A 26,335-nucleotide genomic window follows, 5' to 3' on the forward strand; every position below is an offset into this window, starting at 1 on the left:
AGCCTATTGAACTATTGCTGAATTAACTATAAAATAAAGCAATACTACATAATTAGGCAGACAGGAGAAATGAACACATATGAAAAAAGCATTGCTTATTATTGGCGGGCTGTTTCTCGCGCTCCTTATAGCAGTCGGCATTTACGCCTGGTATCTCTACGACTCCGTGGCAGATACGGCAGAAAATATCAACGAAGGCGAAGACCGCCAGAGCAATCTCCGGGACGCGGACGTGGATATGGATTCCAGCGAGCCGATTTCCATTCTGCTTATGGGGGTCGATGCCCGAAACGGAAGTACATCCGGACGTACTGACACAATGATTGTAGCCACCGTGAATCCGGAAACAGAGTCCACCAAAATGGTCAGCATTCCAAGGGATACGTATACTGAGATAATCGGACGGGACACCCAGGATAAAATCACACACGCCTATGCGTTTGGCGGTGCCGATATGGCCATGAACAGTGTCGAAAACTTTTTGAATGTGCCGATTGACTACTATGCGACCATCAACTTTGAAGGGTTTGAGGATATGGTCGATGCCGTCGGTGGTATTACGGTAGAAAATAATTTTGCTTTCAGCGATAACGGATACGACTTCCCCGAAGGTGAAATCGAAATGGACGGGGAAAAAGCACTTACCTACGTCCGTATGAGAAAAGAAGATCCGCGCGGGGACCTCGGGCGCAATGAACGCCAGCGCCAGGTGATTGAAGCTATTGCTAACAAGGGACAGAGCGTTACTTCTATTACACGTATCGGCGACTATCTTGATGTCGTGGAAGAAAATGTGCGCACGAACATGACCTTCGATGATATGAAGGATCTGCGCTCGAATTACTTCAGCGCACGGAACGATATTGAAAATATCAATTTTGAAAATGGACAGGACCGGACCATTGACGGTATTTACTACATGGAACAGGATCCGGCCGAAGTGCAGGAAATCTCGAACACGCTTCGGGAACATCTGGAGCTCGAAGACGGCGAAGAAGCGCCCGCAGAATAACGAAAACGGTGCCCTCCACAGAGGACACCGTTTTTATTTGGCTTTGGGGCGGCTCGGCATAAACCACTTTCGCTTTTCTTTTAAGGAAAAAGGCTCTTCGGTACTGACATAACGGTTATTTAGCACACAGTCTCCATTGTCTTTAATCATTTCAGCATAATCTCTGCCAGCGAGCTTTTCAACACTGTCGAAAGTGGCTTCTATGGAAAGATTCTCTTCAAAGGCATCAATGGTTACATTCGCAACAATATTGGCCCACCGGTACTGAATCATTTTCTCTGCCAACTGTCTCTCCGGCTTCGGCGCCGATTTGCTGAAGCTCCCCGCGTTCACCTGTGCAAGTGATCCGTTTTTAATCAATCGGTACAGCTCTTCGGGATGCTCCTGGAATCCCGGTTCTTTTTCCGGTTCTGCCAGGATCGGCATGTAACCTTCCATACGTAATTCATGTAAATGCGCGTGCATTTCGTGATAGGAAAGTTCTTCGCTCCAGTCTACAAGCACGTACCGGCTGCCGTTTAGCGTTAATGCTTCTTCCGTTTTTAATTCATTCACCAGTCTTCCCGCCAGACGCACGCATTGTCCTGGATGAATGCGGAGAGCACCTAATTCGCCACTCCACTGCTTTTGAAACTGTTCAATTAAAAACGGAATCGTGTCTCCCGGATGTTTGTCGTTACCGTGCCATTGTTTAGGGGCAGCAATAATGTCTGTTATTCCTGCCTGATGGTACTCCGCGAGTAATTGCCTGACATTGTTCTTTTTCTCCGCTGTTTCATCTTCGTCATTTAAGATGTAGCTGTTAATGTCAATCAATTCTTCCACTCCTTTGGTTTGGCCTGTTGTCCGTATTATTTCTTCGGCATGGAAAACGACTAAGTCATTTAAGTATAGCACATAACGTTTCAAACAAAGTAAAAATATCTTAGTTTCATTCTTATGCCAACTGCAACTTTTATCACAAAAAAGAGGCTGAAAGCAATCAATCTGCTTTTCAGCCTCACGGCTATTTATGTTATTTAGAAACGTCCTGCGCCAATATAACGGGATTTCCAGTAGGAGCTGTTCATGTCGGAAATGGTAACGCCGGTCGAAGCACCGGAATGGAGAAACTTGCCGTTTCCAACATAGAAGCCCATGTGTGATGGGCCGGTCCTTGTTTCGTAAAACACGACATCGCCGACACTTGGACTTGATACCTTCGACACCTGTGTCCACATCTGTGCTACTGTCCGTTTCGTAGTGACGCCGTGCTGCTTCATGACGTACTGAATGAATCCGCTGCAGTCAAAGCCGCTCGTAGAAGTGCCGCCCCACACGTACGGGGTGCCAATATACTGTTTGCCTGTTTCCACTACTGCAGAGGAAGATCCTGTTGATACTCCGGCTACCGTACTGCTTGAACTGGAGGAAGAGCTCGAGCTGCTGGAAGAGGCTGTTACATTACTGCTTAATGCCTTCTGTGTAACTGGTCCGACAACTCCGTCCACGCCAATACCCGCTGTGCGTTGGAAGTCTTTAACGGCAGCTGCTGTCACCGGCCCGAATACCCCGTCCACAGAGCTGTTATAAAATCCTTTGCTTTTGAGCGTACTCTGCAGGCTGCTCACTTCACTTCCGCGGTCGCCCTGACGGAGTTTTGCAGATACGCTGGAGCTGGAGGAACCTGAAGAATTCGAAGATACATTGGAGGAAGAGCTGCTGCCGCCGAGGTTCATTTTACTGAACGTGATTGGTCCGGCTACACCGTCCACTCCGATACCTTTTGAGCTTTGAAATGACTTCAGGGAGCTTGCTGTTACCGGTCCGAACACTCCATCAATGGCACCAGTGTGAAAGCCTTCGCTTTTCAGATACTCCTGCAGTTCTTTTACATCTGAATTCCGGTGGCCTACTTTTAATGTCTGATCTCCGAGTGCTGCATCTGCAACAGTTGGCGTAGCGAGAAGTCCTGCTGCAAGCGCAGCGCTGAATAAGAATTTTTTCATTATGTGTTCGTCTGTAAGGTCTCTTAATATCCGGAGTTTGTATATTGTAGTTCTAAAGTTTCAGAATAAAGCATCTGATAGAAATATATGTAATAAAAGGGATATTTTTTATTATTAAGAGTTTAAGACGATTACACCTCCTGTTATTTTATTTTTAAATTGTTTAATATATTTTTTTCCGTTTTTATAAGCTACTCGTATTATATGTTGGGGGTTTAACTAATTCAATAGAACGAGAACTTTTGTTACACAACTGTAATTTTGCACACGAATCCGTAACTTTATTGATGATGTTAGACCTACGTAAAACTTTATGCCCGTTATAATAGACTTAGTAAAATAAAAAAGCTTCTTCCGCCTGAAATCCAGCGGAGGAAGCTCTTCTTTAACTTTATATTACATCTGTAGTATTCTATGTTCTTTAATATAGTCGATGACCTCTTCAACGCTGATATTGTCTGCCAGAATGTATCTGCTGCGCTGATGCACTTCCGGCTTTTCAAGAATATCAAGCTTTACGCAATAGCGGAAAAGAAGTGTTATGAACTGACGCAGCGTGGAAGCCTGATAGGTGGACTTTTCTTTCAGTGAATCCCCGAAGGCTTCAAAGTAATCCTTGGAGGAAAAAGGAGATTTATTTTCCCAGGAGACCAGGTTCTGCAAAAATGTCCGAAAAAAATCAACACTTACGGCATACGTCTGCGGTGCTTTTTTGAATTTCAGCAGCCCTTCTTCTTCAATATAGTATAAAAGAAGCGTCTCCCGCCCCCGTCCTGCAGAAATATTGTTTCCGTTCATCCGGGGCTGCTCCCTAAAGGAGACTGTGGGAGCGGACAAGTCGACCAATCCGTTTTCCCCGGAAGCTGCAGCCTCTGCGCTGTTTCGTTCCGGATAAGTGACGTCCTCTCCTGCGATAAAGGCCTCCATCCGCTCGAGGTTACGCATATGGTTTACGGCCTGCTCGGCGCGGTCGTAGTTATGCTCCTGGATCGCCTCGTACAGAATTTCCTGTAACTGTTCTTCATACTTTGCTGGCATTAAGGGTAAATCTCCTTTCTTCAGTGACGGGCTCCGTAATATTAATCGTTTTTGCCTCTGCATAGAAATTGATTCATTTAGCTGCACAGGTGCAAAAATAACTAAACATTTGAATTATACTTAATATATTTTTTCATATTGGCGTCCCGGCGTCTATACTTTCCTACTGTATAATTATAAATTTCACACGGAACCTCTTCTATCGTACGTTATTCTTCTACTACTTTCATCGGTCTTCATTCTCGATATTTACAGCGGTCTTTATTAATATTTTTATACGAACGCGAAAAAGCCGGAAAAAAGCATACATTCACTCTTTTCCGGCTTATATATACAAAATTATATAGCTTACAGATTCACGTCCACCGGGCGGCGCTTCCGAAAAAACCTCCAGGACCGGTAGCCGATCTGCTTCAGACGATGCCGCACTTCTTCCAAATCGTCCCCGATTCTCTCCGGCACGTGCGCATCGGAGCCGAACGTAACCGGAACGTTGTAATACAGGGCGCGTTCGAGCATTTCATCCGATGGATACCAGCCTCCGCAGTATTTGGTCTTGCCGGAGGTGTTAATTTCAATGGCTGTGCCTTTTTCCCCGATTATCTGGAGCGTCTTCTCCACTTCCGGAGTATCGATCTCTGCCGCATAGGGAAAGTATCCCTTCAGGGCATCGATATGGCCCAGAACATCAAACATGCCGCTTTTAGCGGAAAGCGCAATCTGGCGGTAATATTCTTCCTTTATCTGACGGATATCCGCATCGTCCATGCCTTCCCACCTGGAGGTATTGAAAATATTGACGCCGTTTACAAAATGGACCGATCCGATCACATAATCCATTGGATATTTCCCGTACTGCTCCCGGTAGGGTGCTTCCTGGTCTGGAAAATAGTCGGATTCCACGCCGATCAGTACTTCAATGTCGTTTATGTATTTTTGTTTCAGCTGACGGATTTCCTCAATATAAGCCGGGAATTCTCCTTTAGCCATCGCAATGCGGGGATACGGCTGCTCTTCGGCGCTTGCAAAGAACGGGGAATGGTCGGAAATACCAATTACGTCGAGCTTCTTCCGGATCGCTTCCTGAATATAATCCTCGATTGTCCCTTCTGCATGTCCGCAGCGGTCGTGATGGTTATGAAGGTCAAATTTCACTTTTATCACCTTTCCTTTTTCTTTTATCGTATCATGCCTGCGTTAGAAATCTATTAGTAAAATGGTATAGACATCTATATATAATGTGTTACTATGTTTGTAAGCGTTACCTTATAGATGTCGTCAGATTCTTTAACAGAGTTTTTAAATTTTTAAGAAAATTGGTATAGACATCTATAACTAAAATAAGGTACATTTTCATCATACATTTTATTAAAGGGGGATCTACTTATGCTTGGAAACATTCAAATCATGGGCAAATTCCAGAAGCTCGGGCGTTCATTGATGCTTCCGATCGCAGTCCTGCCGGCTGCCGCTCTTATCCTGCGCTTCGGGCAGGAGGACCTGCTCGATATCGCCTTTGTCGCAAACGCCGGCCAGTTTATTTTCGACAACCTGGCCCTGCTGTTTGCAGTCGGTCTGGCAATTGGCTTTTCCAGGGACGGCAGCGGCGCCGCCGCACTAGCAGGCGTTGTCGGCTATTTAATTTTAACTGGAGGGCTGGAAGGGATTAACGAAGATATTAACATGGGAGTGTTTGGCGGCATAATCGCAGGTATTACGGCCGGACTTTTATATAACCGCTTTTATAATATTCAGCTGCCGCAGTTCCTAGGCTTCTTCGGAGGCAGGCGGTTCGTGCCTATTATTACCGCCGTCACGATGCTTGTATTTGCGTTTATCTTTGGCTATGTTTGGCCTCCGGTCCAGACCGGAATCGACCAGGTCACCGGTGTTATTACAAATACAGGAGCTGCTGGCGCCGGACTTTATGGATTTTTAAACCGGCTCCTGATTCCAACCGGACTGCACCATATTATTAACGTATATATATGGTTTGATTTTGGTTCCTTCCAGGGCTATAACGGTGAAATCACCCGTTTCTTAAATGGCGACCCAGACGCTGGCGCCTATACGGCTGGATTCTTTCCGATCATGATGTTCGGCCTTCCAGGTGCGTGTCTCGCAATGGTTATGGCCGCAAAGCCGGAGCGCCGGAAAGAAGTTGCCGGCATGCTCGGCAGCCTGGCACTCACTTCATTTTTGACTGGTATTACAGAACCAATTGAATTTACATTTATGTTCCTTTCCCCGCTGCTTTATGTCGTGCACGCACTCATGACCGGGCTTGCGATGGTGGTAACATTCCAGCTGGGAATATTAGACGCTTTTGGTTTTTCCGCAGGGTTTATAGACTACCTGCTCAACTTCGGCATTGCGACCAAGCCTGTGCTCCTGCTGGGTGTAGGATTAATATTCGGTGTTCTTTACTTCGTGGTCTTTTCAGCACTCATTCGGCTGCTGAATATTAAAACACCGGGCCGCGAGGACGAAGAAACGGTCACCACAGCCAATACGTTCAGCGGCGATGACAAATATGAATCGCTCGCCAAAAATTACGTAGCTGCCCTCGGAGGGTATTCCAATATTCAATCGATCGATAACTGCGTGACAAGGCTGCGGCTTCAGATGAATGACATGGACGAAGTCGATGAATACAAGCTGAAGCAAAACGGGGCACGCGGCGTAGTAAAAGTAGATAAAACCAACCTGCAGGTCATTATTGGCACTGAGGTGGAATTTGTCGCAGACGCTATGCGCGCCCAGCATCCTGATTCCACAGCACAATAATCATTGCCCCCGTTTCAAAGGCGGGGGCTTTTTCTCTGCCTGAAAACAGGTATACTTTTATCGTGAAGAAAGGATGATACCTATTATGATAGAGAAATATTTTTCCAGTATCCGCCAACAGCTGAGCGCTGTGGAAAAACAGGAACACAGCCAGATGGAGGCGTGTGCTGAAGCGATCGCCAATACGCTTGAGCAGGACGGGGTCATACATCTATTCGGATGTGGGCATTCACACCTTCTTTCGCTCGAAGTCTACTACCGGGCCGGCGGCCTCGTTCCGATCCACCCCATTCTTCATGAACCGGTCATGCTTCACGAAGGGGCTCTGCGCTCCTCCGAGCTTGAGCGTACAAACGATTACGCCTCTACGTTTTTAGCCAACGAAAATATTCAGCCGGAGGACACCGTGATCGTTATTTCTACCTCTGGAAGAAACCCTGTACCGATCGATGTCGCCCTCCACGCCAAAAAAGCCGGCGCTGCAGTCGCCGGCCTGACCTCGGTTGCTTATTCTTCGGGTCAGCCCTCCCGTCATAAAGACGGATTCAGGCTGATGAATGTCGTCGATATCGTCCTCGATAACCATGCGCCGCCCGGAGATGCACTGCTGACGCACCCGGATCTCACCACTCCTTTTGCCTCAAGCTCTACAGCGATAGGAACCGCTATGCTGCAGGCAGCTATTGCCCGTGCGATTGAAATAACGGCGGACCGGGGGAAAACGCCGCCTATTTTTACGAGCGGCAATGCTGACGGCGGGGATGACCAAAACGAACAATGGCTGCAGAAATACCGTCACCGGCTTGGGTTTTAAAGAAAGCGGGGACTAAGAGACACCAAAGCCTCCTTCGTGTCTTTTCACCACTACTTTCAGCCGGATGAAAAATCCGATTGCGGCACTCGTCAGCCCGACAGTGATGCCGAGCCAAAGGCCAAACGGCCCGAGCGGCGTCGTGACAGCAAGCAGGTACCCGGCCGGCAGCCCGAGTGCCCAATAGGAGACGAGCGCCGTGAAAAATGGAACGGTCACATCTTTATAGCCCCGGAGCACCCCCTGAAGCGAGGCCTGGGCGGCATCTGAAATCTGATAGACAATCGCAAACAGGAAAAACTGGGCAGCAAGCTGCACAACTTCTTCATTGGTCGTATAAATATAGGCGATCGGCTCGCGCAGCAGAAATATACCAATAGAGGCTACACCAAGGATACCCATGGCTGCCGCCACCCCGAGGCGTGTATAAGCCTTCGCACCCTCAAGGTAGCCGCCGCCAACCTCATACGCCACCACAATCGTCAGAGCTATGGAAATACTTAAAGGCACCATAAAGATCAGAGACGTGAAGCTGAGCGCCACCTGGTGGGCAGCGACTGTAACTGTGCTGAACAGCGACGCCATTAAAAGACTCACTGCCGAAAAAATACTCGATTCAAAAAACAGCGACATCCCCATCGGCACGCCGATCTGCAGCTGCTCCTTCCACGACTGCCAGGACGGCCTGTACCAATCCAGAAAAATGCGGAACTGCCTCATCGCCGGAATCCGGAACGTCATTATGATGCTGAACGCAAAAATGATCCAATAGGAAATTGCCGTCGCGTAGCCTGCTCCGATACCGCCGAGCTCCGGAAAGCCAAATTTGCCAAAAATTAATACGTAATTAAAGAACGCATTAAACGGAAGCGTACCGAGCATGATCACCATCGTAATCCGCGTATGACCCTGGGCATCAAAAAAGTTCCGGAGCACGATCGATAAAAAGAACGGAATAATTCCAAAGGCGAGACCAATCAAATAATGGGCCGCAATCCGTTCAACACCCGGTTCGAGCGACATAAAAGAAAGAGCCGGGCTTAACGCCGCCGCTCCGAGCGTAATAACAAGCACTCCGAAAAGTACGCCCAAGTACAGTCCCTGCGTAATCGTTCCGGCAATCTTTCTTCCTTCTCCGGCCCCCAGCTGCTGGGAGACGATCGGTGTGATGGCGAGCAGGATGCCATTCACCGCTGTAAATACCGGCATCCACAGATTAGCCCCAATCGCCACACCTGCCAGATCGTCTGTTCCAGCCCGTCCGGACATGATTGTGTCTATTAGATTCATGCCAAAATAGCTCAGCTGCGTGATCAAAATGGGTACTAAAATAACCATAAACAGCCGCAGCTTCTCTTTTATCGTTTCTGCGTGATACATAACTTTGCCTCCTGCTGACATATCCCGTCTGTTCTGCTCATCTGTACAGAATAACATTGATCAGCCGGAAAGGGCACCTCACGCAGGCGGCTTATGGGCTGTCCATGTTTCCATAAGTGACTTCGGTGCTGTGGGAATAAAGCTCGACGATATTGCCGAACGGGTCCTCCATATAAACAAGCCGGTACGGCTTTCCCTCTCTCGGGTGCCATGTCCTGCTCCGCCGTTTTCCTCCCTCCGATTCAATTTGTACAGCCGTTTCTTCTACATCAGAAACAAGAAGGCACAGGTGAAAAAATCGCTGCTGCCACGGCGGGCTCTGTTTCAGATCAGGCTTCGGGTCAACAAATTCAAACAGCTCGAGTCCCACCTGGTTGTCCGTAGTCAGATGAGCATTGCGCATTTCTTTCACCTCTTCGCCGAGAAGATCCATTGTCATATTCGTGGAAGCATCGTCCGTCTCCTCAGCTTTCGCCGTGAATGGGCCGGCCAGAAGCTCAAAATCCAGCACCCGCGTGTACCATTCAATAGCTGCGTCAATATCCGGCACGCTTAAACCGATGTGGGTGATTCCAGTCATAAACTCCCTCCTTTGTCATACAAAAGCCGTTCCCATTATGGAAACGGCTTAACCCTGTATAGGGGGACGTATTAGTAAAACAACCGGTGCGGATTCTCTAAAATACCGGTAAGCTCTGCGAGAAACCGCCCGGCCGGTTCGCCGTCGAGGGCGCGGTGATCAAATGTCAGGCTGAGCGGCAGCAGCTTTCGCTCCATTGGAATGCCTTCGTGAAACTGTACCCCGTCTTGAACGGCTCCGACACCCAGTATAGCCGCTTCCGGTGTATTTAAAATCGGCGTAAAGTATTCGACACCGGTCGAACCAACATTCGTAATCGTAAACGTGGAGCCCTGCATATCTTCAGAAGCTAGCTGGTTTTCCCTTGCCCCATGTCCGAGCAAGCGGATGCTCTCACCAATCTCCCGCACTGATTTGGCTTCGGCATGGAAAATGACCGGCACCACGAGACCTTCTGTCAATGCGGCTGCTATTCCCAGGTGCACATGATCATAGCGGTAAAGCGTGCCTTCCTGAAACGAAGCGTTCGCCGCCGGGTGCTTTCGGAGAGCCAGTGCCGCTGCTTTGGCAATGAACGCAGTCAGTGTCATCGTTTTCGCTTCCCCATTCTGTTCAAGCTCGGCATTGGCCTGCCTCTGCATCTGCAACAGCTCGGTAACATCTGCCTTTCTCATCAGCGTAAGCTGGGCACTTTCCTGCAGGCTCTGCTGCATACGGTCGGCAATGACTTTACGCATTCCTTTAACAGCCGTCACCTGAGTCGTGTCGAGCGATGGATTGGCTGATGCCGGTTCATTTTGCGGCAGAGCAGTGCTTTCTTCCTCGCCACCGGATTCTACTAGTGCTTCCACATCCTTCTTGGTAATTCGTCCTTTCGGTCCAGTGCCTTCAATGTTTTCTACCGGAATACCGTGCGCCGATGCCAGCTTTTTAGCGGCCGGAGATACCCGTACGCGCGATTCAGCCTGAGGCGCATGATTTATTTCCCGGGAAATAGCCGGTTCTTCTGCGACCGTTTCTGCCGGTTCCGGGGCCGCCGACGCCGGCTCTTCTTTGGCTGACGTGCTTTCTGCTATTTGTTCACCGGGCTCTCCCATGTAGGCAATCACCTGACCAACCGCCAGCGTCTCGTCTTCTGCGGCGGTGATTTTGAGCATCTGACCGTCTGCAGGAGCCTCCACTTCATTTGTGATTTTATCCGAGCTGACCGTTACAATCGGCTCCCCTTTTTTAATATCGTCTCCTTCTTTTTTCAGCCATTCGGCAATGGTGCCTTCGTTCATACTCATTCCAAACTTCGGCATTACGATCTCTGTGGCCATACTGTCCCTCCTTCCGTTTACATAGTCATCGCAGTATCTTCACCAGTAAGCTCCATGACGGTTCGGACGATGGTGTCCGCCGACGGCAGATACAGATCCTCGAGGACCGGTGAAAACGGCACCGGAGAATGCGGAGCGGTAATCCGTTTGATCGGTGCATCGAGGGAATCGAATCCCTTATCTGCGACCATCGCTGCAATATCGGTCGCTACGTTACAGCGCGGGGTTGCTTCGTCCACGACAATTAAATGATTGGTTTTATCCACTGAAGCTAAAATCGTCTCTTCATCCAAAGGCGAAAGGCTTCGCGGATCTACAATTTCTGCCTGAATGCCTTTGGCCGACAGCTGCTCTGCCGCTTCAAGCGCGGTATGCACCTGCTTGCCGATAGCAACGATCGTGACATCGCTGCCCTCGCGCTTAATGTCCGCTTTGCCGAGATCGGTCTTGTAATAGCCTTCCGGCACTTCGCCTTTCATATTGTAGAGCGTTTTATCTTCAAAAAAGACCACCAGGTCATCATCTTCAATTGCTGCGATCAAGAGTCCCTTCGCTTCTGCTGGCGTGGAAGGAACGACTGTTTTAAGCCCCGGTATTGCGGTAAACATCCCATACAGGCTCTGCGAATGCTGGGCCGCAGCCCGAAAGCCCGCTCCGTGCATCGTCCGGATGGTCAGCGGCACCTTCGCTTTACCACCGAACATATAACGCAGCTTCGCCCCCTGGTTCATGACCTCATCGAGGCAGCTGCCAATAAAGTCGTTAAACATCAGCTCCGCCACCGGGCGCATGCCTGTTGCTGCTGCACTGACGGCCGCTCCGACATAGCCTGCTTCTGCAATCGGGGTATCGAGAATGCGGTCCCTCCCGAATTCCTGCACCAGCCCCTGCGTGACACCCATGACCCCACCCCAGGCTTCCTCGTCCTGCAAATGATCGACGGCCGCGCCGCCGGCTACATCTTCACCCATTAAAATAACATTTTTATCTCTTCGCATCGTTTCGGCAAGTGCTTCATTAATTGCATCAGAAAAGCTGATGGTCCGTCCCATTACGACTCCCTCCCTGTATTCGTATAATCCACATACACGTCAGTTATTAAGCTGCCGGCATCCGGGTAATCGCTGCTTTCTGCAAATTCGACCGCGGCCTGGATAGAGGCTTTCACCTGTTCATCCAGCTTATTCAGGCCTTCCTCATTGGAAAGGTTGTGCTGGAGCATATACTGGCGGAACTGTAAAATCGCATCTTTGTCCTTCAGATGCTCTTCGCGCTCCTCCGAGCCTTTATATTTCTGGGCATCGCCTTCAAAGTGACCGTAGTTCCGGTACGTTTTACATTCAATCAAGGAAGGGCCTTCACCGTTTCTTGCTCTTTCGACCGCCCTTGCTGCCGCTTCGTATACAGCCATTGCGTCTTTGCCATCAACAATTTCTCCCGGGATGCCGTAAGAGGCTGCCCGGTCGGCGATATTTTCACAGCTCGAGGCGTAGGAAAATGGAGTCGCTTCAGCGTAGCCGTTGTTTTCGGCAACAAAGATGACCGGCAGATTCCAGATAGCCGCCATATTAATCCCCTCATGGAATGTGCCGTGGTTATTGGCCCCGTCTCCAAAAAAGCAGACCGCCACGCCTCCCGTGTTCTGCAGCTTCGCTGTCAGGCCGGCGCCAGTAGCGAGCGGAAAACCGCCGCCAACGATGCCATTGGCCCCGAGCATGCCTTTACTGACGTCAGCAATATGCATCGAGCCGCCTTTACCGTTGCAAAGCCCGGTTTCTTTACCATAAATCTCGGCCATCATACCGTTCAGATCACACCCCTTCGCGATGCAGTGACCGTGCCCGCGGTGAGTGCTTGTGATGCTGTCTTTGTCATTCAGGTGCGCGCATACGCCGACCGCCACCGCTTCTTCTCCTGCATACAAATGAACAAATCCCGGCAGCACTCCTTTGCTGAACGTTTCATGGACAGTATCTTCAAAATACCGAATTTCAGACATTTTTTGATACATCCACATGGCCTGATGGGAATCCATCGTCTGCGTTCTTGTGTTGGACGCTTCCATACTGATCCTCCTTTAATATTCATTTATTGCAGGCAAAAGAAGCCTGCGGGCATTCTTACCCTAAACACTTGCAAGTTTTGTGCCAACAATATCTACGTTATTTTCAGGCAGTCGCTTCAGTTTCAGGCTTTTGCTCCACAAAAATAATGAGACAATCCGGAGCATGATGCTCCGGATTGTCTCATTTTGTCGCAATTATTCCAGCCCATATTTTTTCAGCTTCCGGTAAAGCGTGCTTCTCGCCATCCCAAGCAGCTTTGCCGAAGCCGCTACACGGCCGCTGCAGGCCTCAAGCGCCTGTTCGATCCGCTCGCACTCCATCTGCTCCCGGTAAGTAAACCGGCTCGTCGTGATCTGCCGGGCTTCCGGGGCAGAAAGAAAAGGATCAAGGAGCACGTCCATCGGCACAATTCCTTCATAATACGTATACATACGCTCCAGTACATTAAAGAGCTCCCGGATGTTTCCCGGCCATTCGTAGCCGGCCATCTGGGCCAGCAGCTGTTTCGGCCAGGTGGTGCTCCATCCCTGCTTCTCTGAAATGTAGCGGATCAGCTCCGGCAGATCCTCCATCCGCTCTCTGAGCGGCGGCAGCGTGAGCGGATACACATAAATGCGGTAATACAAATCTTCCCGGAAATTTCCTTCCTGAACCAGCTCGGTAATATGCTTGTTGCTTGCAGTAACAAGCCGGAAGTTAACCGGGATGGAGTCTCTGCTCCCAACCGGCGTGACCCTTTTCTCCTGTAGCACACGTAAAAGTGCCACCTGGGCTGCCGGGGAAATTTCAGAGATTTCGTCTAAAAAGAGGGTGCCGTTTTTCGCTTCCCGGATTTTCCCCTCGGAGCCTCCCCTCTTCGCCCCGGTAAATGCGCCGCTATCGTAGCCGAACAGTTCGCTTTCGAGCAGGTTTTCCGGAATAGCCCCGCAGTTTACTGCGATAAACGGACCATTTCGGTATTCACTATTGTCATGCAAGAGTCTTGCCATAACTTCCTTGCCCGTCCCGGTCTCACCGAAAAGATGAACGGAGACCGATTGTTTGGCAGCCTTTTTCACCTCCGCGATCGTTTGTTCAAAGGCCGGGCTTACCCCTACGGCTTCCCCCCGGGAGAAAGGCCGGGCTGCCGGGACCTTCTTTTTTTCCACCTTCGTACGCACAGGCTGATACCGATAACCGAGCAGCCGGCGGGTGGCTGCAGAATAGATTGGGACTGCCAGTCGGCTGATGGCCGGATCATTTCCCTGCTCGTCTTCCTTCCATTCCGGATGACGGTACACTTCGGTTCCATAAGCATTCGTCAGCAAATACGGTGTGAACGTATGGTCGCCTGCGAGAGCGTATTGAAGCAGCTCGATTTCCTGCTGACGGAGCTTTTCCTGCCAGGAGCGCTCAATCGCAAATGCTGCTGAAACGACCGTGCCCATAATTTGCTCTTTCTGCGTAAAACCAAAGGGACTCGACATATCAAGCACGCCAAGGATGCCCCCTTTGCCGTCGTATACCGGTACCGCTGCGCATTCCCAGCTTTTGGAGGCTTTAGAGTAGTGCTCTTCTTTGACGACCGCAATCGGTTCCCCTGTAGAAAGACTGGTCCCGATGGCATTCGTCCCTACCGCCCGGTCGGTCCAGGTAACGCCCTCTCCAAAATGAATGCTTGAGGCATGAGCAAGAGCCTGCCGATGCCCGTTGATGTACAGCACTTTGCCTTGTTCATCCGTAAGCAGAAGCAAAAGCTTCATGCTCTCACAAAATTCCTGCAGCTGCCGAAGCATTGGATCTGCCGCTTCCAAGTACATTTCCCGTTCTTTTTTGTAGGCCAGCCACTCCTTTCGTTCCGGCAGCTGGCCGATGCCTCCAGCTGGATCGACTCCGTCCCGTGCGCATATATGCCATGACTCTGCGATCCGCTTTTCCATCCGTGTACGGTCCAGTATTCCCGTCTCCGACCACCGGTTCCATTCCGCTTTATTCACGATTCGCACCTCTCTTTTGAAAGCGTTTTCTTACATATAATGTAGCACGCCCTTCTTGGAGAAAAAAGAGCCGGAATATAAAAAAACACCCGGCCGAAAGCCGGATGATTTATTCCATATAGCGGTATTTGCCTTCAAAATAAACGAGCGGTGCTTCATCCTGGACCGTCACATTTTCCACGGAACCGATAAACAGTGTGTGATCTCCTGCATCGACTTCGTTATATTTCGTGCAGGCAAGCTGCGTGATGGCTCCTTCAATGACCGGACGGTCTTCAAACCGCTCAAAGCTCACCTCTGCGTCTTCTTCTGTCTGGCGGGCAAAGTAGCGCGATACTGCCTCCTGGCCGTTGCCAAGAACACTGATGGCAAACTGATCTGCTTCCTGCATATATTCGTGCATCGATGCCGTTTTCGCCACGGAAATGAGAATCAGCTTTGGTTCAAGTGAAACAGACATGAACGCGTTTGCCGTCATGCCATGAACTGTTCCTTCAAGCTCCGTCGTAAGCACCGTAACACCGGTCGTAAATTTGCCCATGGCTGCTTTAAACAATCGATCATCCATTTGTGCGGCCTCCCTCATTATCAGCTAATCGTTATCCTGCGAGCATTTTAACGTAAATCAGCCCAGAAAACCAGAAAAGCCGCTTCGGCCACCCTTACCGCGGCATATGAATACGGAACTTGTACCGATCCCCCCGGTAGGAAGAAATAACGTGTTCAAACGGTTCCCCCTCCGCAGTATACGTAGTCCGGGAGATTAAAAGAACCGGGGCTCCCGGTACAATGCCGAGAAGCTCTGCTTCGCGCTCCGACGCAAGGGATGCCTCAAGGGACTGATCGGCGGACCCAATTATGATGCCGTAATCCTGCTCAAGCCGGTTATAAATAGAGCCTGATGCCGATTCTTCGCCAAGGCCGGGAAACATCTCTGCATTCAGATAGGAATTCTCTAGCGCCATCGGCTTATTATCCGCGAGTCTAAGCCGCTCCATCCTGTAGACCGAACCGCCTTTCAGCTGAAGCAGTCTCGCTGTTGCCGCGTCCGCTTCTTCCATTTGAAACAGCTGCAGCTCGCTGCTTGCCTTCATGCCGCGCGCCTTCATATCCTCGGTAAAGCTCGTTAGACCCTGAAGCATCTGTTCAATCTTAGGTTCAGCCACAAACGTTCCTTTGCCCTTTTCCCTTGTCAGCAGCTGCTCGCTTACAAGCTCCGTCACCGCCTGGCGGACCGTCATACGGCTCACATCAAATTCTTCAGCAAAAATACGCTCGGACGGAAGCATATAGCCTGGAGGCCATTCGCCGCTCTCAAGCTTTCCACGGATCATTTCCTGTATTTGATAATAAATCGGCAGCGGGGATTTTTTGTTAATTTTCATATACGGCATCCTCCCGTTTTCACGTTTTCACCCGGTAAAGCGCCGCAACACTTCTGCGGGGACATCCGCCAGCGCTTCTTCATCAGCAATCACCGTTACGCTGGAATGCTTTTTCAGTACAGAAGCCGGGAAGTCTTCCTGCACCTCTCCTTCTAACAGACGAAGAAGCGCTTCTTTTTTACGATTGCCAAACACGAGCAACAGAATCTCACGGCTATCCATAATGGTTTCAATTCCCATAGTTACCGCCTGTGTTGGAACGTCCTTAATACTCGAAAAAAATCTGGCGTTGGCTTCTCTCGTTGACGGCTTCAATTGTATCACATGCGTCCGGCTTGAAAAGGAGGTGCCAGGCTCATTAAACCCAATGTGGCCGTTTTCGCCAATGCCGAGAAGCTGCATATCAATACCCCCGGCTGCAGCAATTTGTTTTTCATAGCGCCTGCATTCCTGCTCCAGGTCATCGGCTGTTCCGTTCGGAAGGTGCGTCTGTTCCGGCTGCAGCTGCAGCGGCTGAAAGACTTTGTGCTGCATGTATGCATGATAGCTTTGCGGATGGTCTTTAGGCATACCGGCATACTCATCAAGGTTAAATGTCGTAACACGGGAGAGATCCAGGCCCCCGCGGTCATAGATTTTCTTCAGCTGCTGATACGTGCCCTCCGGCGTACCGCCGGTAGCCAGCCCCAGCACACAGTCCGGTTTTTCCTGCACTTTTCCGGCGATCATTTCTGCCGCATGCACGCTCAATGCTTCTCTGTCAGTCACACGGATAAGCTTCACGGCTTCACTTCTCCTTTCTTTTCAGGCGCAGCGACGCGTCCGCGGCACCAGACCTTCTGTATATGCATACTGTCGTCCATCCAGACAATATCGGCATCCTTCCCAGCCTGAATGCTGCCTTTCCGCTCCGCGAGTCCTATTTCATTCGCGGCGTTCCAGGAGGTCATGCGCACCGCTTCCTCACGGCTGCAGCCTGTAAACGCCTGAATATTGCGGAAGCCTTGATCCATAGCGAGCATACTTCCGGCGATCGTGCCGTCTGCCAGATACGGCTTGTCTCCGGCCACCGTTACCTGCTGGCCGCCGAGATCGTACGAACCGTCCGGCAGATTTTTAGCCCTCAGGGAATCAGTAATAACACAGATTCGCCCGGGACCGGCTGCCTGATAGGCAAGCTTGACCATGTCCGGATGGCTGTGGACGCCGTCTGCGATAATTTCAACGGTAAGCCCCGGATTTAAAAGCGCCGCAGCAACAATGCCGGGCTCCCGGTGATGCAGCCCGCTCATGCCGTTGTACAGATGGGTAATGTGCGAAAGACCATTCTCTACTGCCTCGTCCACAAGCGCTTTAGAGGCGTTCGAATGCGCAGCGGAAGCGACGACCCCGATGCTTTGCAGGTGAGCGGTCAGCGTAAAGTCCGGATCATGCTCCGGAGCCAGTGAAACAATCCGGATTGCGTTTCCAGAAGCACGGCGCCACGTTTCAAACAAATCCACCGAAGCCGGGACCATGAATTCAGCCGGCTGGGCACCGGCTTTGGAAGGTTCAAAAAACGGGCCTTCAACGTGGGCACCTGCAATCTCCGCCTGGCCTTCTCCCGTCATGGTTTTCCGGTGTTCAGCCACTGCTTCCAGGGCTTTTGTAATCTCCTCGCTCTTCTGGGTAATCGTAGTTGGAAGAAAAGCTGTTGTACCTTCAGCCGGCAGCACCCTGGCCATTGTTTCCAGTGCTTCCGCAGTACCATCCATCGCGTCTGCTCCCTGGACGCCGTGAATATGCATATCAATCATTCCCGGTATAAAGAAGCCCCGGGAGCCGTCCACCATCGCTGCCCTCCGACGTGTTTCCTCCGGCACTTCCCGCAGGCTTTCCATGCTTCCTGTCCGGTGGATTGCCTGCCCGCGGATCCAGATGAACTGATCGGTTGAGGTACGGTCTGCGTTTACAATAGTCGCTGAACATATAATAGTATCTCCCACTGCGAGTCCCCTCCTTTTCTATATCGTACCAGTATAAAATATAGTTGTCTATACCAATTATGCCAAAAAAACAGGAGCCTCTCTCCTGCTTCACAGCTGATCCTGAGGCTCCTCGCCGTTCAATACCTGCAGCACATTTTCCGCCGCCCGCAGTGACATATTGTTTTCATTTTCTTCGGTGAAGGAGCCAATATGCGGAAGCGTCACTACATGTGGAAACGAGAGCAGTGGATGGTCGGACGGAACCGGTTCCGCCGAAAATACATCCAGACCGGCACTCCGTATCCACCGATACTGAAGCGCCTTGACAAGCGCCTGTTCATCTACGACGCCTCCCCGCGACCCATTAATAAATACAGCTGACGATTTCATCCGTTGAAAAGCTGCTTCGTTCATTAAATGATACGTTTCTTTGGTAAGCGGCGTCATCGTACAGACAAAATCCGATTGTTCAAGCAGCGGCTCAAGTTCTGTCCACGAGGCGCCGTATTTTTCCTCCGCTTCGCGCTTTCGCGAACGGTTGTAATATAAAACGTTCATATCAAAGCCAAAACGGGCCCGTTTGGCAATTGCTTCCCCAATGCGCCCCATGCCGATTATACCGAGCGTCCGGTGGTGCACGTCCACACCGAAATAATCATCCGGGAGTGTATTCTGCCACCTTCCGTCTTTAACGTAGCGGTCGGTTTCCGGAATGCGTCTGGCCGCCGCCAGCAGCAGACCGAAAATAGCGTCTGCCGTCGTATCGTTTAACACTTCCGGCGTATTGGAAGCATATATGCCCCTGGCTTTTAAAGCTTCCAGATCCAGATTATCGTAGCCAACAGAAACGTTGGCGGCAATACGGAGATTTGGAGCCTGTTCCAGAAAATCTTCATCGATTTCATATTCGATACCGATAATGGCTGCAGCCTCAGCCATCGTTTCGCGGAACTCCGGATCTTCGAGCGTTTCACTTTGTGCAAAATACCGGACTTCACACACTTCTGCCAGTTTTTCCCGGGCCTCCCTGCTGACCCGGTTGTATGCAGCGACTAATGGTTTTTCCATACATAATCTCCTTTCATCCCATTTTCAGTGATTTTCACTGTTTGTTTACTGATAGCTCCTTTATAAGCTCATTTTCTTTAAAAACGATGTTTTATCATCGTTTTATCCTGGGAATAGTCCCTGTACAATCTTCAAAAGAAAGGGGCATTTTCATGTTATTTATTGAAGCCCGCAAACGCATGCAGGAAGACCTTATCAAAAACGGGGAACAGCAGGTCAAACAACCAAAACAGGCTGCGAAACGCAAATTCCGTAAACGGAAAAGCAGCTGAAACCAAACTTCATGATTACAACGTCCTTCAACAGGGTATTCGTTAAGTAAGAATTTGAAGATGGAGGACGTTATCTACTATGAGAAAACTAATTAAAATGGCTGTCAAAGTTGGACCTTTTGTTTATCCGTATGTACGAAAATGGTGGAAAAACCGCAAACAAAAGCGCTGAAATCATGAAGCGCTCATATAAACGCTGAAAAAGACAGCCGTTCTCGCACACAGAGGGCGGTTCTTCTTATGTCCAAAACCGCCTACTTTCTGCCTTTACCCCATGCCTGTTCATTGACGAGGGCTTCCGGCTTTTCACCCTTTAAGGCCTTTACGCACTGCTCAGCTGCCTCCATGTACATCGCTTCCCGGGTTTCTGTCGTACCGGTGCCGATATGAGGAAGCAGCGTCACTTCGGGCATCGTGAAAAACGGGTGCTCCGATGGCAGCGGTTCCTCTTCAAACACATCGAGCCCTGCCGCGAAAATCTCTTTTTCCCGGAGTGCCGTGATCAACGCCTGTTCATCCACTACAGATCCGCGCCCGCCGTTCAGAAATACCGCTGTTGATTTCATTTTCCGGAAAGCATCTGTACCCAGCATGTGCCTGGTTTCACTGGTTAGCGGCAGCAGTACCATCACCACGTCCGAGGAAGCGAGCAGATCATCGAGGTTCTCATAGACGGCTCCAGTTTCTTTTTCCGCCTGTTCATGCCGTGAACGGTTATAGTAGCTGACCTCCATCCGGAAGCCTTCCTTTGCCCGGCGGGCGACTTCTTTTCCTATGCCTCCCATGCCAATGATACCGAGCTTTTTATGATGAACGTTCAAGCCGAACCATTCCTTCGGCGCGTTCCGGTCCCATTCTCCGTTTTTAACAAGTTCATGCATTTCCATCAAACGCCTCGAAGCGCCGATCATCAGCCCAAACATCGTGTCAGCCATCGTATCGATAACTGCCGAGGGAGTGTTTGTAACTACAATGCCCCGGTCTGTCAGCAGACCGACGTCAAGGTTATCCACCCCGGCTGAAGCGTTGCTTACTACCCGAAGCTCCGGCGCTTTATCCAACAGCTCCTGATCGACAGGCAGTCCTGCTCCGATAAGCGCCTCCGCGTTCGGCAGCACCTCCATAAATTTTTCCCGTTCTTTGTTCGGACGGATCACATGAAGCTCCGCCCTTGCTTCGAGGTACTCCCGGACATGCTCCGGCGGATTCGTATAGGCAATAATGACAGACATACAGGTGTGCTCCTTTGCGTACGTATTTTTGTGGAATCATTTGTTTTATCCCAGGCGTCACCGGGAATATTCCCAGTACGAACCTAATACAGGAGGTATTTATTTATGGCAGATAAAAAAGGCTTCAGCGATAAAGTAAAGGGCGCTGTTAATAAAGTAAAGGGTGAAGCTAAGGATCAGGCAGGCAATGCCAAGGACGACCCGAAAATGCAGCGTGACGCCAAGAAAGATAAAGTAAAAGGCGAAGTACAGAACAAAACCGGTGACGCCAAAAGACAGGACGAGGAAAAATAAGCAGCATTGGTAAAGCCGGAATGCTAAAGATTCCGGCTTTTTACGTTATGCCGAGCTCCTGCAGCATTTCTTTCACCGTAGCTGCGGTCCGCAGATAGGAAAGCGAAATGTTCTGCGATGTGAAAGCCATTGAAAGCTCCGGCCTGATCCCGGTTACAATCAGCTCTGATCCGAGAAGGCGGAGCAGGTGATGCAGATTCATAATGCCGTCGGCCACCTGCTCGTCGTACTCATCCATGCCGGAAAGATCAAGAATCAGTTTTTCATAATGGATATTTCCATACGCTTCGGAAATTTTATGAAAGATCATTTCAAACCGTTCATAGGACAAATCCCCGACCACCGGGAGCACAGATATTTTTTCTGTGATCGGCACAATTGGCGTTGAGAGCCGGTCCACCTGACGCTCGCTTTTGTCCAGATCGTCTTCGTATTTTTTCTGCCGGGTAATGTCGCGCTGGACGCCGAGAAAATACAGACGGTTCTCCATATAAATGGGCTCAATATAAATCTCATTCCAAAACGGCGTGCCGTCCTTCTTAAAATTTTCGAGCTCGAGGACGTATTCCTCCCGGGCTGCCACCGCACGTTTCATATTTTCTATTGCCTGCTCGTTTCGGTTCTCCCCCTGAAGAAAACGGCAGTTATATCCTACGCTTTCTTCGTACGTATAGCCGGTAACATCGGTAAAGCCCCGGTTCACATAAACGATGGGGTTATCCTCTTTATTCGGGTCTGTGATAACCAGTCCGACCTTCGAATGATCGATCGCTTTTAAAATTAACGAGTCTGTTAAAATATCATCGTTAAACTCATCCATGACGCGTGCAATCCTTTCCCAATCCTAGTGTTTATTATGTACCTCATATCTGCTATTCCTTTTTTCTGCAGCGCGGTAAACTTCCAATTTTTCTTTCGGGGCTACACTACTTACTCATTATAATAGAAACACGATTTTTAAAAAATGCTCCCGTTGTATGTTTTAAAAAAACGGGTATGCTTGTGCGTAGGCAGTCTCTCTTAAAAAATTGTCGTTTAAAGGAGCTTCGATATGTACGATTATATCATTATCGGCGGCGGAATCGTCGGACTTGCTGCAGCTTATGCGCTGCTTGAAGAAGAACCCGGCGCCGGAGTAGTCGTTTTAGAAAAAGAATCCCATCTGGCCTCGCATCAGACAGGCAGAAACAGCGGTGTTATTCATTCGGGCATCTATTACCGCCCCGGCAGCCTGAAGGCTGCTCTTACAGAAAAGGGACGGAAATCGCTCGCTGCTTTCTGCGATCAGCACGGGGTCGACTATACGATCTGCGGGAAAATCATTGCCGCAAAAAATGAAGAGGAATTACTGCAGCTGCGGAAGCTCTACGAACGCGGCAGACAAAACGGGCTGCAGCCGCGCTACCTGTCGCTTGAGGAGCTTGCAGAACGAGAGCCATATGTAAGCGCCCAGCACGCGCTGCTTGTGCCCGAAACCGGCATCGTCGATTACGGAGAAGTCGCCCAGGCACTTGCCGGGGAGATCCGCCAGCGGGGCGGTGATATTCTGATCGGGCAGCGGGCCGAACAAATTCAGGAGGCTGAACAAAGCGTGAGCGTCACTACCCCGGACCAGACGTTTACCGGCCGGAAGCTCATCAACTGCGGCGGCCTGCACAGTGATAAGATCGCCCGCATGGCCGGCTACCATACCGATGTCCGTATTGTTCCGTTCCGCGGGGAATACTATACGCTCGCCCCGGAGGCTGCACATAAAGTTTCCTGGCTCATCTATCCAGTACCGGACCCGGCCTTTCCATTTCTAGGCGTTCATTTCACACGTATGAGCCGGGGAGGTGTAGAAGCAGGTCCGAACGCAGTATTAAGCTTTGAGCGGGAAGGGTACGGCAAAATGGCCGTTAGTCCGGCAGATGCCTGGGAGCACCTCCATTCCCCCGGGTTAAGGAAGCTTGCTTCCCGTTACTGGAAGGCAGGAGCGCAGGAATACGTGCGTTCCTTTTCCAAACAGGCATTTACCGCAGAGCTGCAGCAGCTGATTCCTTCTCTTTCAGCCGATGAGCTTGTACCCGGCGAATCGGGGATACGAGCCCAGGCTCTTCAGGAAGACGGGACGCTGATGGACGATTTCTTTTTCATTGAGGGCTCCCGCAGTCTCCACGTATTAAACGCCCCGTCGCCCGCAGCAACAGCTTCGCTTGAAATTGGAAAAACGATTGCCCAAAAAGTGAAAGGATGACCCTCTTATGACATTATTTACTGGAATTGATCACGTACAGCTTGCTGCACCGCCGGATAGCGAAGAAAAAGCCCGTCATTTTTTTCACACCATCCTCGGCATGCCCGAAATACCGAAGCCCGAAGATTTGGCCAAACGCGGCGGCGTATGGTTTGACTGTGGCGGTCTTGAAATCCACATTGGCGTGGAAGAGCCGTTTTCTCCGGCCCGCAAGGCACACCCGGCGCTCCGCGTGCACAACCTCGAGCTTGCCAGGGAGCGCCTGCAGGAGTTTAACTGGCCCGTAAAACCCGAACAGCCGCTGAACGGCTCTCCCCGCTTTTATACAGAGGACCCGTTTGGCAACCGCCTCGAACTGATTGAAAGATAATAAAAAACCCCCGGCGTAAATGCCGGGGACTGCTGATATTAGCTTTTACAGACTGAGCATTTTCACCGAGTTCGGATGCAGTTCTTCCTTTAACTGCTCATACATCGTCGTTGCGCAGTCTTTTCCCTCTAAAATTAATTCCTCTTTCGCCTCACGGCCCTTATAGTTTTTTAATGAAATTTCACGGCCGTCCTGGTCTACTGCGATCAGCATATACTTTTGTTCCATGGATGCCCCCCCCTTTTCTCTCTTCCCTCTCTTTTTTCAGCCGTTGTGTGTGCTATCTGCTCAGATATACCGTGACTGTCACATTTCTGCTGGTTTAAATTACTGGTTGTTTGTTTAAGGTTAAATGGGCTGTCAGAAACATTATTTTCCCGGATACCGCCCGGCGTAAACTTCCCCCGCTTAATACTATCTGCTTACAACCTCTGGTTTTCTTTTAGGCTGTTCCGGGTACATAGTCTTTAAGTAAATTATTATATACCGCTTTTATTCCTACCATTTATTATACGCCGAAGGAGTGAAATATGATGGACTACTCCATGTCGCGTCAGATTATTTACTGCACGATTACACAACAGAAGGTGCTTCACGAATTATCCTACGTTTATAAAGATGGCGTGTTTGACTCTGTTGCTACATGCACCGGAGTGTCAGAGGCCTGCGCTGCATGCCCTCTGCTGGAGTTCAACCGCGCGTATGAAAAGACTCCTGCGCCCCGCCGGCTGTTAGCCAGCGGATAAATATATTCATTCATAAAAAATCTTCCTCCCCGCTCGCGCGTGGTCAGGAAGATTTCTTTTGTTTATTTTTATAGTAGCGCAATGTTTTCTGGGTATCATTTAAATCCCGCATCAGCCGGTAGGGCTTGCTTGCCAGCCGGAACGGCATCCGTACGACAAACGGCGTTCCGCTTTCTTTATATTCCTCTGTTAAACGGGTTGGCTTGGTAGTCACGCGGTCATACACTTCGCTGTACCATTCCTTCATGATATCGCGGTTTAATGTCAGCTCCCGGCCGCACGTGCGGCATTCCATGCTGTACACATCCCCATTAATGTATTCCACGTTGTGGGGCGTCTCTTCCTTACAATGAGCGCACTGTAAGTAAATGAGCTCCTTACGTTTTTTCATCGCTTCAGCCCCTCCTTTACTTATTACTCTTTTATTATACCACGATTTGAAGACGGAAAAAGAAGCGGCCGCTAATTTCGGCAGCGCTTCCTTCTCATTTTATTTCCACTCGTGATCCTGCATTTTCCTAAGGCGCCAGATGGTGGATTCCACTGTCTGCTCCACGTCCTGGTACGTAATGATCTCCCCTTTTTTTACATCCCGGATCATTTTTACATTTTTGTCTGCGAGACCGATTGGAAGTGCTCCCTTTTCTTTGGCTTCCGGGGCTTCCATTACAGTGCCGTAAATGGTAAAGCCGCCAATGGAATCCAGATGCTCGTCCACTTCCAGATCGCGCTTCGCCACGGCCACTGTTTCAGCAATATGGCCGGCGTCCGGAGCGATCGTCGCCTGGCCGTCCAGATACGCCCGCGCCACGGAAAGCGGTGTTTCCAGGCTTGTCAGGTGGTACGGCCGGTACAGCACGTAGTTTGGCCCGTCCCCCATTTTTAAATATTTCATTTCCGCGTTCACTTCTTCCATATCAGAAGCAACGATGGCAAACACTCCCGGGGCGATCCCGTTGATGTATTCCACTACGTGCTGCTTTTCGACCTTCCCTCCCTGCTCCCGCAGCTGGAAGAGCTCCGGAAGATCTGCGACCCCGGCTTCAAATCCATTCATGCCCGGCTTTTCCGGTACAAAGCCGGTCGCATTCGCCACAGCATTCATCTCCACCATCGTTTTCGTTCCGTCCTGGAAGGAGGCAAGCATTTTTGGGCTTGAGCCCTTTTCTTCGGCTTCAGCTGCTGCCGTGTCCGGATTGGCTTCCACATTTAACGGATTGTTTTTGCCTTTGCCAAGCGCCACCACCTCAAAGCCAATCGCATCAGCAAAATCATACAGCTCCATGATCGCTCCCGGCTCATCCCCTGCCGAGCCGGTGTACACGACGCCGCTCGCATCTGCCATCCGCTTCAGCAGCGGCCCGACGGTAACGTCTGCCTCGACGTTCAGCATGACGATGTGCTTCCGGCTCAAAATGGCATTCCAGGCAATTTCTGCTCCAATATTTGGCACCCCGGTCGCATCGACGACCACATCCACTTCATCAAGCGCGCATACGAGCAGAGCTTTGGTGGACGCCACCACTTTGTTCAGCTGGATGGCCTGCGAGGCTTCTTCTTTATTGTTAGTAGAAACAATATTTCCCCGCTCAATGCCAGCGTGCCCGTATGCGTTAATGACGTTATCTTCATTTATGTCTGCGGTAATGACGACCCGCATGCCCTTCATATTTTCAATCTGCGCGATCATGCCGCGTCCCATCTGGCCGGCGCCGACAAGACCTACTTTAATGTAGCGGCCCTCTCTTTCGAGTGCCTGCAGCTTTCGGTTAATTCCTATCATTGCTCTCCACTCCTATCCAGCT

27 protein-coding genes are annotated in these 26,335 nt (G+C 50.2%); 7 read left to right on the plus strand and 20 right to left on the minus strand.

Annotated elements, in window-relative coordinates; translation table 11 throughout:
- The first annotated feature begins 79 nt into the window (after positions 1–79).
- The gene (locus ACTRXG_RS05995; protein ID WP_474284317.1) at positions 80–1,012 is read left to right on the plus strand and encodes an LCP family glycopolymer transferase; all 933 of its coding nucleotides are present in this window, start codon (positions 80–82) and stop codon (positions 1,010–1,012) included.
- A gap of 33 nt (positions 1,013–1,045) precedes the next feature.
- Here ACTRXG_RS05995 and ACTRXG_RS06000 read toward each other — a convergent pair whose 3' ends face one another.
- The 4 genes from ACTRXG_RS06000 to ACTRXG_RS06015 all read right to left on the minus strand — a co-directional run bounded on the left by ACTRXG_RS06000 (position 1,046) and on the right by ACTRXG_RS06015 (position 5,193).
- A complete protein-coding gene (locus tag ACTRXG_RS06000; RefSeq protein WP_474284318.1) occupies positions 1,046–1,828 on the minus strand; it encodes a CpsB/CapC family capsule biosynthesis tyrosine phosphatase in 783 nt (260 codons plus the stop codon).
- 203 nt (positions 1,829–2,031) lie between these two features.
- Positions 2,032–3,000 carry a C40 family peptidase gene (locus ACTRXG_RS06005; protein WP_474284319.1) on the minus strand — a complete coding sequence of 323 codons (969 nt, stop codon included), beginning with the start codon at positions 2,998–3,000 and terminating at the stop codon, positions 2,032–2,034.
- Between the two features lie 396 nt (positions 3,001–3,396).
- On the minus strand, positions 3,397–4,038 hold the full coding sequence (locus ACTRXG_RS06010) for a hypothetical protein (RefSeq protein ID WP_474284320.1): 642 nt from the start codon (positions 4,036–4,038) through the stop codon (positions 3,397–3,399).
- 348 nt (positions 4,039–4,386) lie between these two features.
- Positions 4,387–5,193, minus strand: a complete 807-nt coding sequence (locus ACTRXG_RS06015; RefSeq protein WP_474284385.1) for a histidinol-phosphatase — start codon at positions 5,191–5,193, stop codon at positions 4,387–4,389.
- 249 nt (positions 5,194–5,442) lie between these two features.
- On the opposite strand from ACTRXG_RS06015, the gene nagE reads away from it, so the two are divergent.
- Both nagE and ACTRXG_RS06025 read left to right on the plus strand, forming a co-directional pair.
- Positions 5,443–6,825 carry an N-acetylglucosamine-specific PTS transporter subunit IIBC gene (gene nagE, locus ACTRXG_RS06020; protein ID WP_474284386.1) on the plus strand — a complete coding sequence of 461 codons (1,383 nt, stop codon included), beginning with the start codon at positions 5,443–5,445 and terminating at the stop codon, positions 6,823–6,825.
- 85 nt (positions 6,826–6,910) lie between these two features.
- Positions 6,911–7,639 carry an SIS domain-containing protein gene (locus ACTRXG_RS06025; protein ID WP_474278051.1) on the plus strand — a complete coding sequence of 243 codons (729 nt, stop codon included), beginning with the start codon at positions 6,911–6,913 and terminating at the stop codon, positions 7,637–7,639.
- A gap of 12 nt (positions 7,640–7,651) precedes the next feature.
- Here ACTRXG_RS06025 and ACTRXG_RS06030 read toward each other — a convergent pair whose 3' ends face one another.
- From ACTRXG_RS06030 to ACTRXG_RS06085, 12 genes are all read right to left on the minus strand, one after another.
- On the minus strand, positions 7,652–9,016 hold the full coding sequence (locus tag ACTRXG_RS06030) for an MATE family efflux transporter (protein ID WP_474284321.1): 1,365 nt from the start codon (positions 9,014–9,016) through the stop codon (positions 7,652–7,654).
- Positions 9,017–9,107: 91 nt separating this feature from the next.
- Positions 9,108–9,596, minus strand: a complete 489-nt coding sequence (locus tag ACTRXG_RS06035) for a VOC family protein (protein ID WP_474284322.1) — start codon at positions 9,594–9,596, stop codon at positions 9,108–9,110.
- A 71-nt stretch (positions 9,597–9,667) separates the two neighbouring features.
- On the minus strand, positions 9,668–10,918 hold the full coding sequence (locus tag ACTRXG_RS06040) for a dihydrolipoamide acetyltransferase family protein (protein ID WP_474284323.1): 1,251 nt from the start codon (positions 10,916–10,918) through the stop codon (positions 9,668–9,670).
- Positions 10,919–10,935: 17 nt separating this feature from the next.
- Positions 10,936–11,970, minus strand: coding sequence for an alpha-ketoacid dehydrogenase subunit beta (locus ACTRXG_RS06045; protein ID WP_474262303.1), 1,035 nt, complete (start codon positions 11,968–11,970; stop codon positions 10,936–10,938).
- A complete protein-coding gene (locus ACTRXG_RS06050; RefSeq protein WP_474262304.1) occupies positions 11,970–12,983 on the minus strand; it encodes a thiamine pyrophosphate-dependent dehydrogenase E1 component subunit alpha in 1,014 nt (337 codons plus the stop codon). The genes ACTRXG_RS06045 and ACTRXG_RS06050 overlap by 1 nt, the downstream gene beginning before the upstream one ends.
- Before the next feature lie 195 nt (positions 12,984–13,178).
- Positions 13,179–14,960 carry a sigma-54-dependent Fis family transcriptional regulator gene (locus ACTRXG_RS06055; RefSeq protein ID WP_474284324.1) on the minus strand — a complete coding sequence of 594 codons (1,782 nt, stop codon included), beginning with the start codon at positions 14,958–14,960 and terminating at the stop codon, positions 13,179–13,181.
- A 109-nt stretch (positions 14,961–15,069) separates the two neighbouring features.
- Positions 15,070–15,528, minus strand: a complete 459-nt coding sequence (locus ACTRXG_RS06060) for a flavin reductase family protein (protein WP_474262306.1) — start codon at positions 15,526–15,528, stop codon at positions 15,070–15,072.
- A gap of 94 nt (positions 15,529–15,622) precedes the next feature.
- Complete coding sequence (locus tag ACTRXG_RS06065) at positions 15,623–16,345, minus strand: GntR family transcriptional regulator (protein ID WP_474284325.1); 723 nt, start codon at positions 16,343–16,345, stop codon at positions 15,623–15,625.
- 27 nt (positions 16,346–16,372) lie between these two features.
- Positions 16,373–17,128 (minus strand): glucosamine-6-phosphate deaminase, encoded by a 756-nt coding sequence (gene nagB, locus ACTRXG_RS06070; RefSeq protein WP_474284326.1) that lies wholly within the window; start codon positions 17,126–17,128, stop codon positions 16,373–16,375.
- Positions 17,125–18,330, minus strand: coding sequence for an N-acetylglucosamine-6-phosphate deacetylase (nagA, locus tag ACTRXG_RS06075; protein ID WP_474284328.1), 1,206 nt, complete (start codon positions 18,328–18,330; stop codon positions 17,125–17,127). The genes nagB and nagA overlap by 4 nt, the downstream gene beginning before the upstream one ends.
- A gap of 90 nt (positions 18,331–18,420) precedes the next feature.
- Positions 18,421–19,380: a 2-hydroxyacid dehydrogenase gene (locus ACTRXG_RS06080; RefSeq protein ID WP_474284329.1), complete on the minus strand. Its 960-nt coding sequence runs from the start codon at positions 19,378–19,380 to the stop codon at positions 18,421–18,423.
- Between the two features lie 526 nt (positions 19,381–19,906).
- Complete coding sequence (locus ACTRXG_RS06085; protein WP_474284330.1) at positions 19,907–20,884, minus strand: 2-hydroxyacid dehydrogenase; 978 nt, start codon at positions 20,882–20,884, stop codon at positions 19,907–19,909.
- Between the two features lie 105 nt (positions 20,885–20,989).
- Here ACTRXG_RS06085 and ACTRXG_RS06090 point away from each other — a divergent pair, with 105 nt between their 5' ends.
- A complete protein-coding gene (locus ACTRXG_RS06090; RefSeq protein WP_474284331.1) occupies positions 20,990–21,178 on the plus strand; it encodes a CsbD family protein in 189 nt (62 codons plus the stop codon).
- Positions 21,179–21,218: 40 nt separating this feature from the next.
- On the opposite strand, the gene ytvA is transcribed toward ACTRXG_RS06090, so the two are convergent.
- Positions 21,219–21,998 carry a YtvA family blue-light photoreceptor gene (gene ytvA / locus ACTRXG_RS06095; RefSeq protein ID WP_474284332.1) on the minus strand — a complete coding sequence of 260 codons (780 nt, stop codon included), beginning with the start codon at positions 21,996–21,998 and terminating at the stop codon, positions 21,219–21,221.
- 231 nt (positions 21,999–22,229) lie between these two features.
- Between ytvA and lhgO the strand changes: the two genes are divergently transcribed.
- Together lhgO and ACTRXG_RS06105 are read left to right on the plus strand one after the other, a co-directional pair.
- Entirely contained in the window at positions 22,230–23,414 is a 1,185-nt protein-coding gene (gene lhgO, locus ACTRXG_RS06100) for an L-2-hydroxyglutarate oxidase (protein WP_474284334.1), read from the plus strand.
- A gap of 7 nt (positions 23,415–23,421) precedes the next feature.
- A complete protein-coding gene (locus tag ACTRXG_RS06105) occupies positions 23,422–23,784 on the plus strand; it encodes a VOC family protein (protein WP_474262316.1) in 363 nt (120 codons plus the stop codon).
- Positions 23,785–23,829: 45 nt separating this feature from the next.
- Here the strand turns inward: ACTRXG_RS06105 and ACTRXG_RS06110 are convergent, their stop codons facing one another.
- Positions 23,830–24,012, minus strand: a complete 183-nt coding sequence (locus ACTRXG_RS06110) for a hypothetical protein (protein ID WP_474262317.1) — start codon at positions 24,010–24,012, stop codon at positions 23,830–23,832.
- A 302-nt stretch (positions 24,013–24,314) separates the two neighbouring features.
- On the opposite strand from ACTRXG_RS06110, the gene ACTRXG_RS06115 reads away from it, so the two are divergent.
- A complete protein-coding gene (locus ACTRXG_RS06115) occupies positions 24,315–24,530 on the plus strand; it encodes a hypothetical protein (protein WP_474262318.1) in 216 nt (71 codons plus the stop codon).
- Positions 24,531–24,573: 43 nt separating this feature from the next.
- Here the strand turns inward: ACTRXG_RS06115 and ACTRXG_RS06120 are convergent, their stop codons facing one another.
- Both ACTRXG_RS06120 and ACTRXG_RS06125 read right to left on the minus strand, forming a co-directional pair.
- A complete protein-coding gene (locus ACTRXG_RS06120) occupies positions 24,574–24,921 on the minus strand; it encodes a bh protein (RefSeq protein WP_474284335.1) in 348 nt (115 codons plus the stop codon).
- Positions 24,922–25,020: 99 nt separating this feature from the next.
- The gene (locus ACTRXG_RS06125) at positions 25,021–26,313 is read right to left on the minus strand and encodes an NAD(P)H-dependent oxidoreductase (protein ID WP_474284336.1); all 1,293 of its coding nucleotides are present in this window, start codon (positions 26,311–26,313) and stop codon (positions 25,021–25,023) included.
- Between the last annotated feature and the right edge of the window lie 22 nt (positions 26,314–26,335).

It is taken from the genome of Marinococcus sp. LNSP9103-4 (assembly GCF_056034345.1).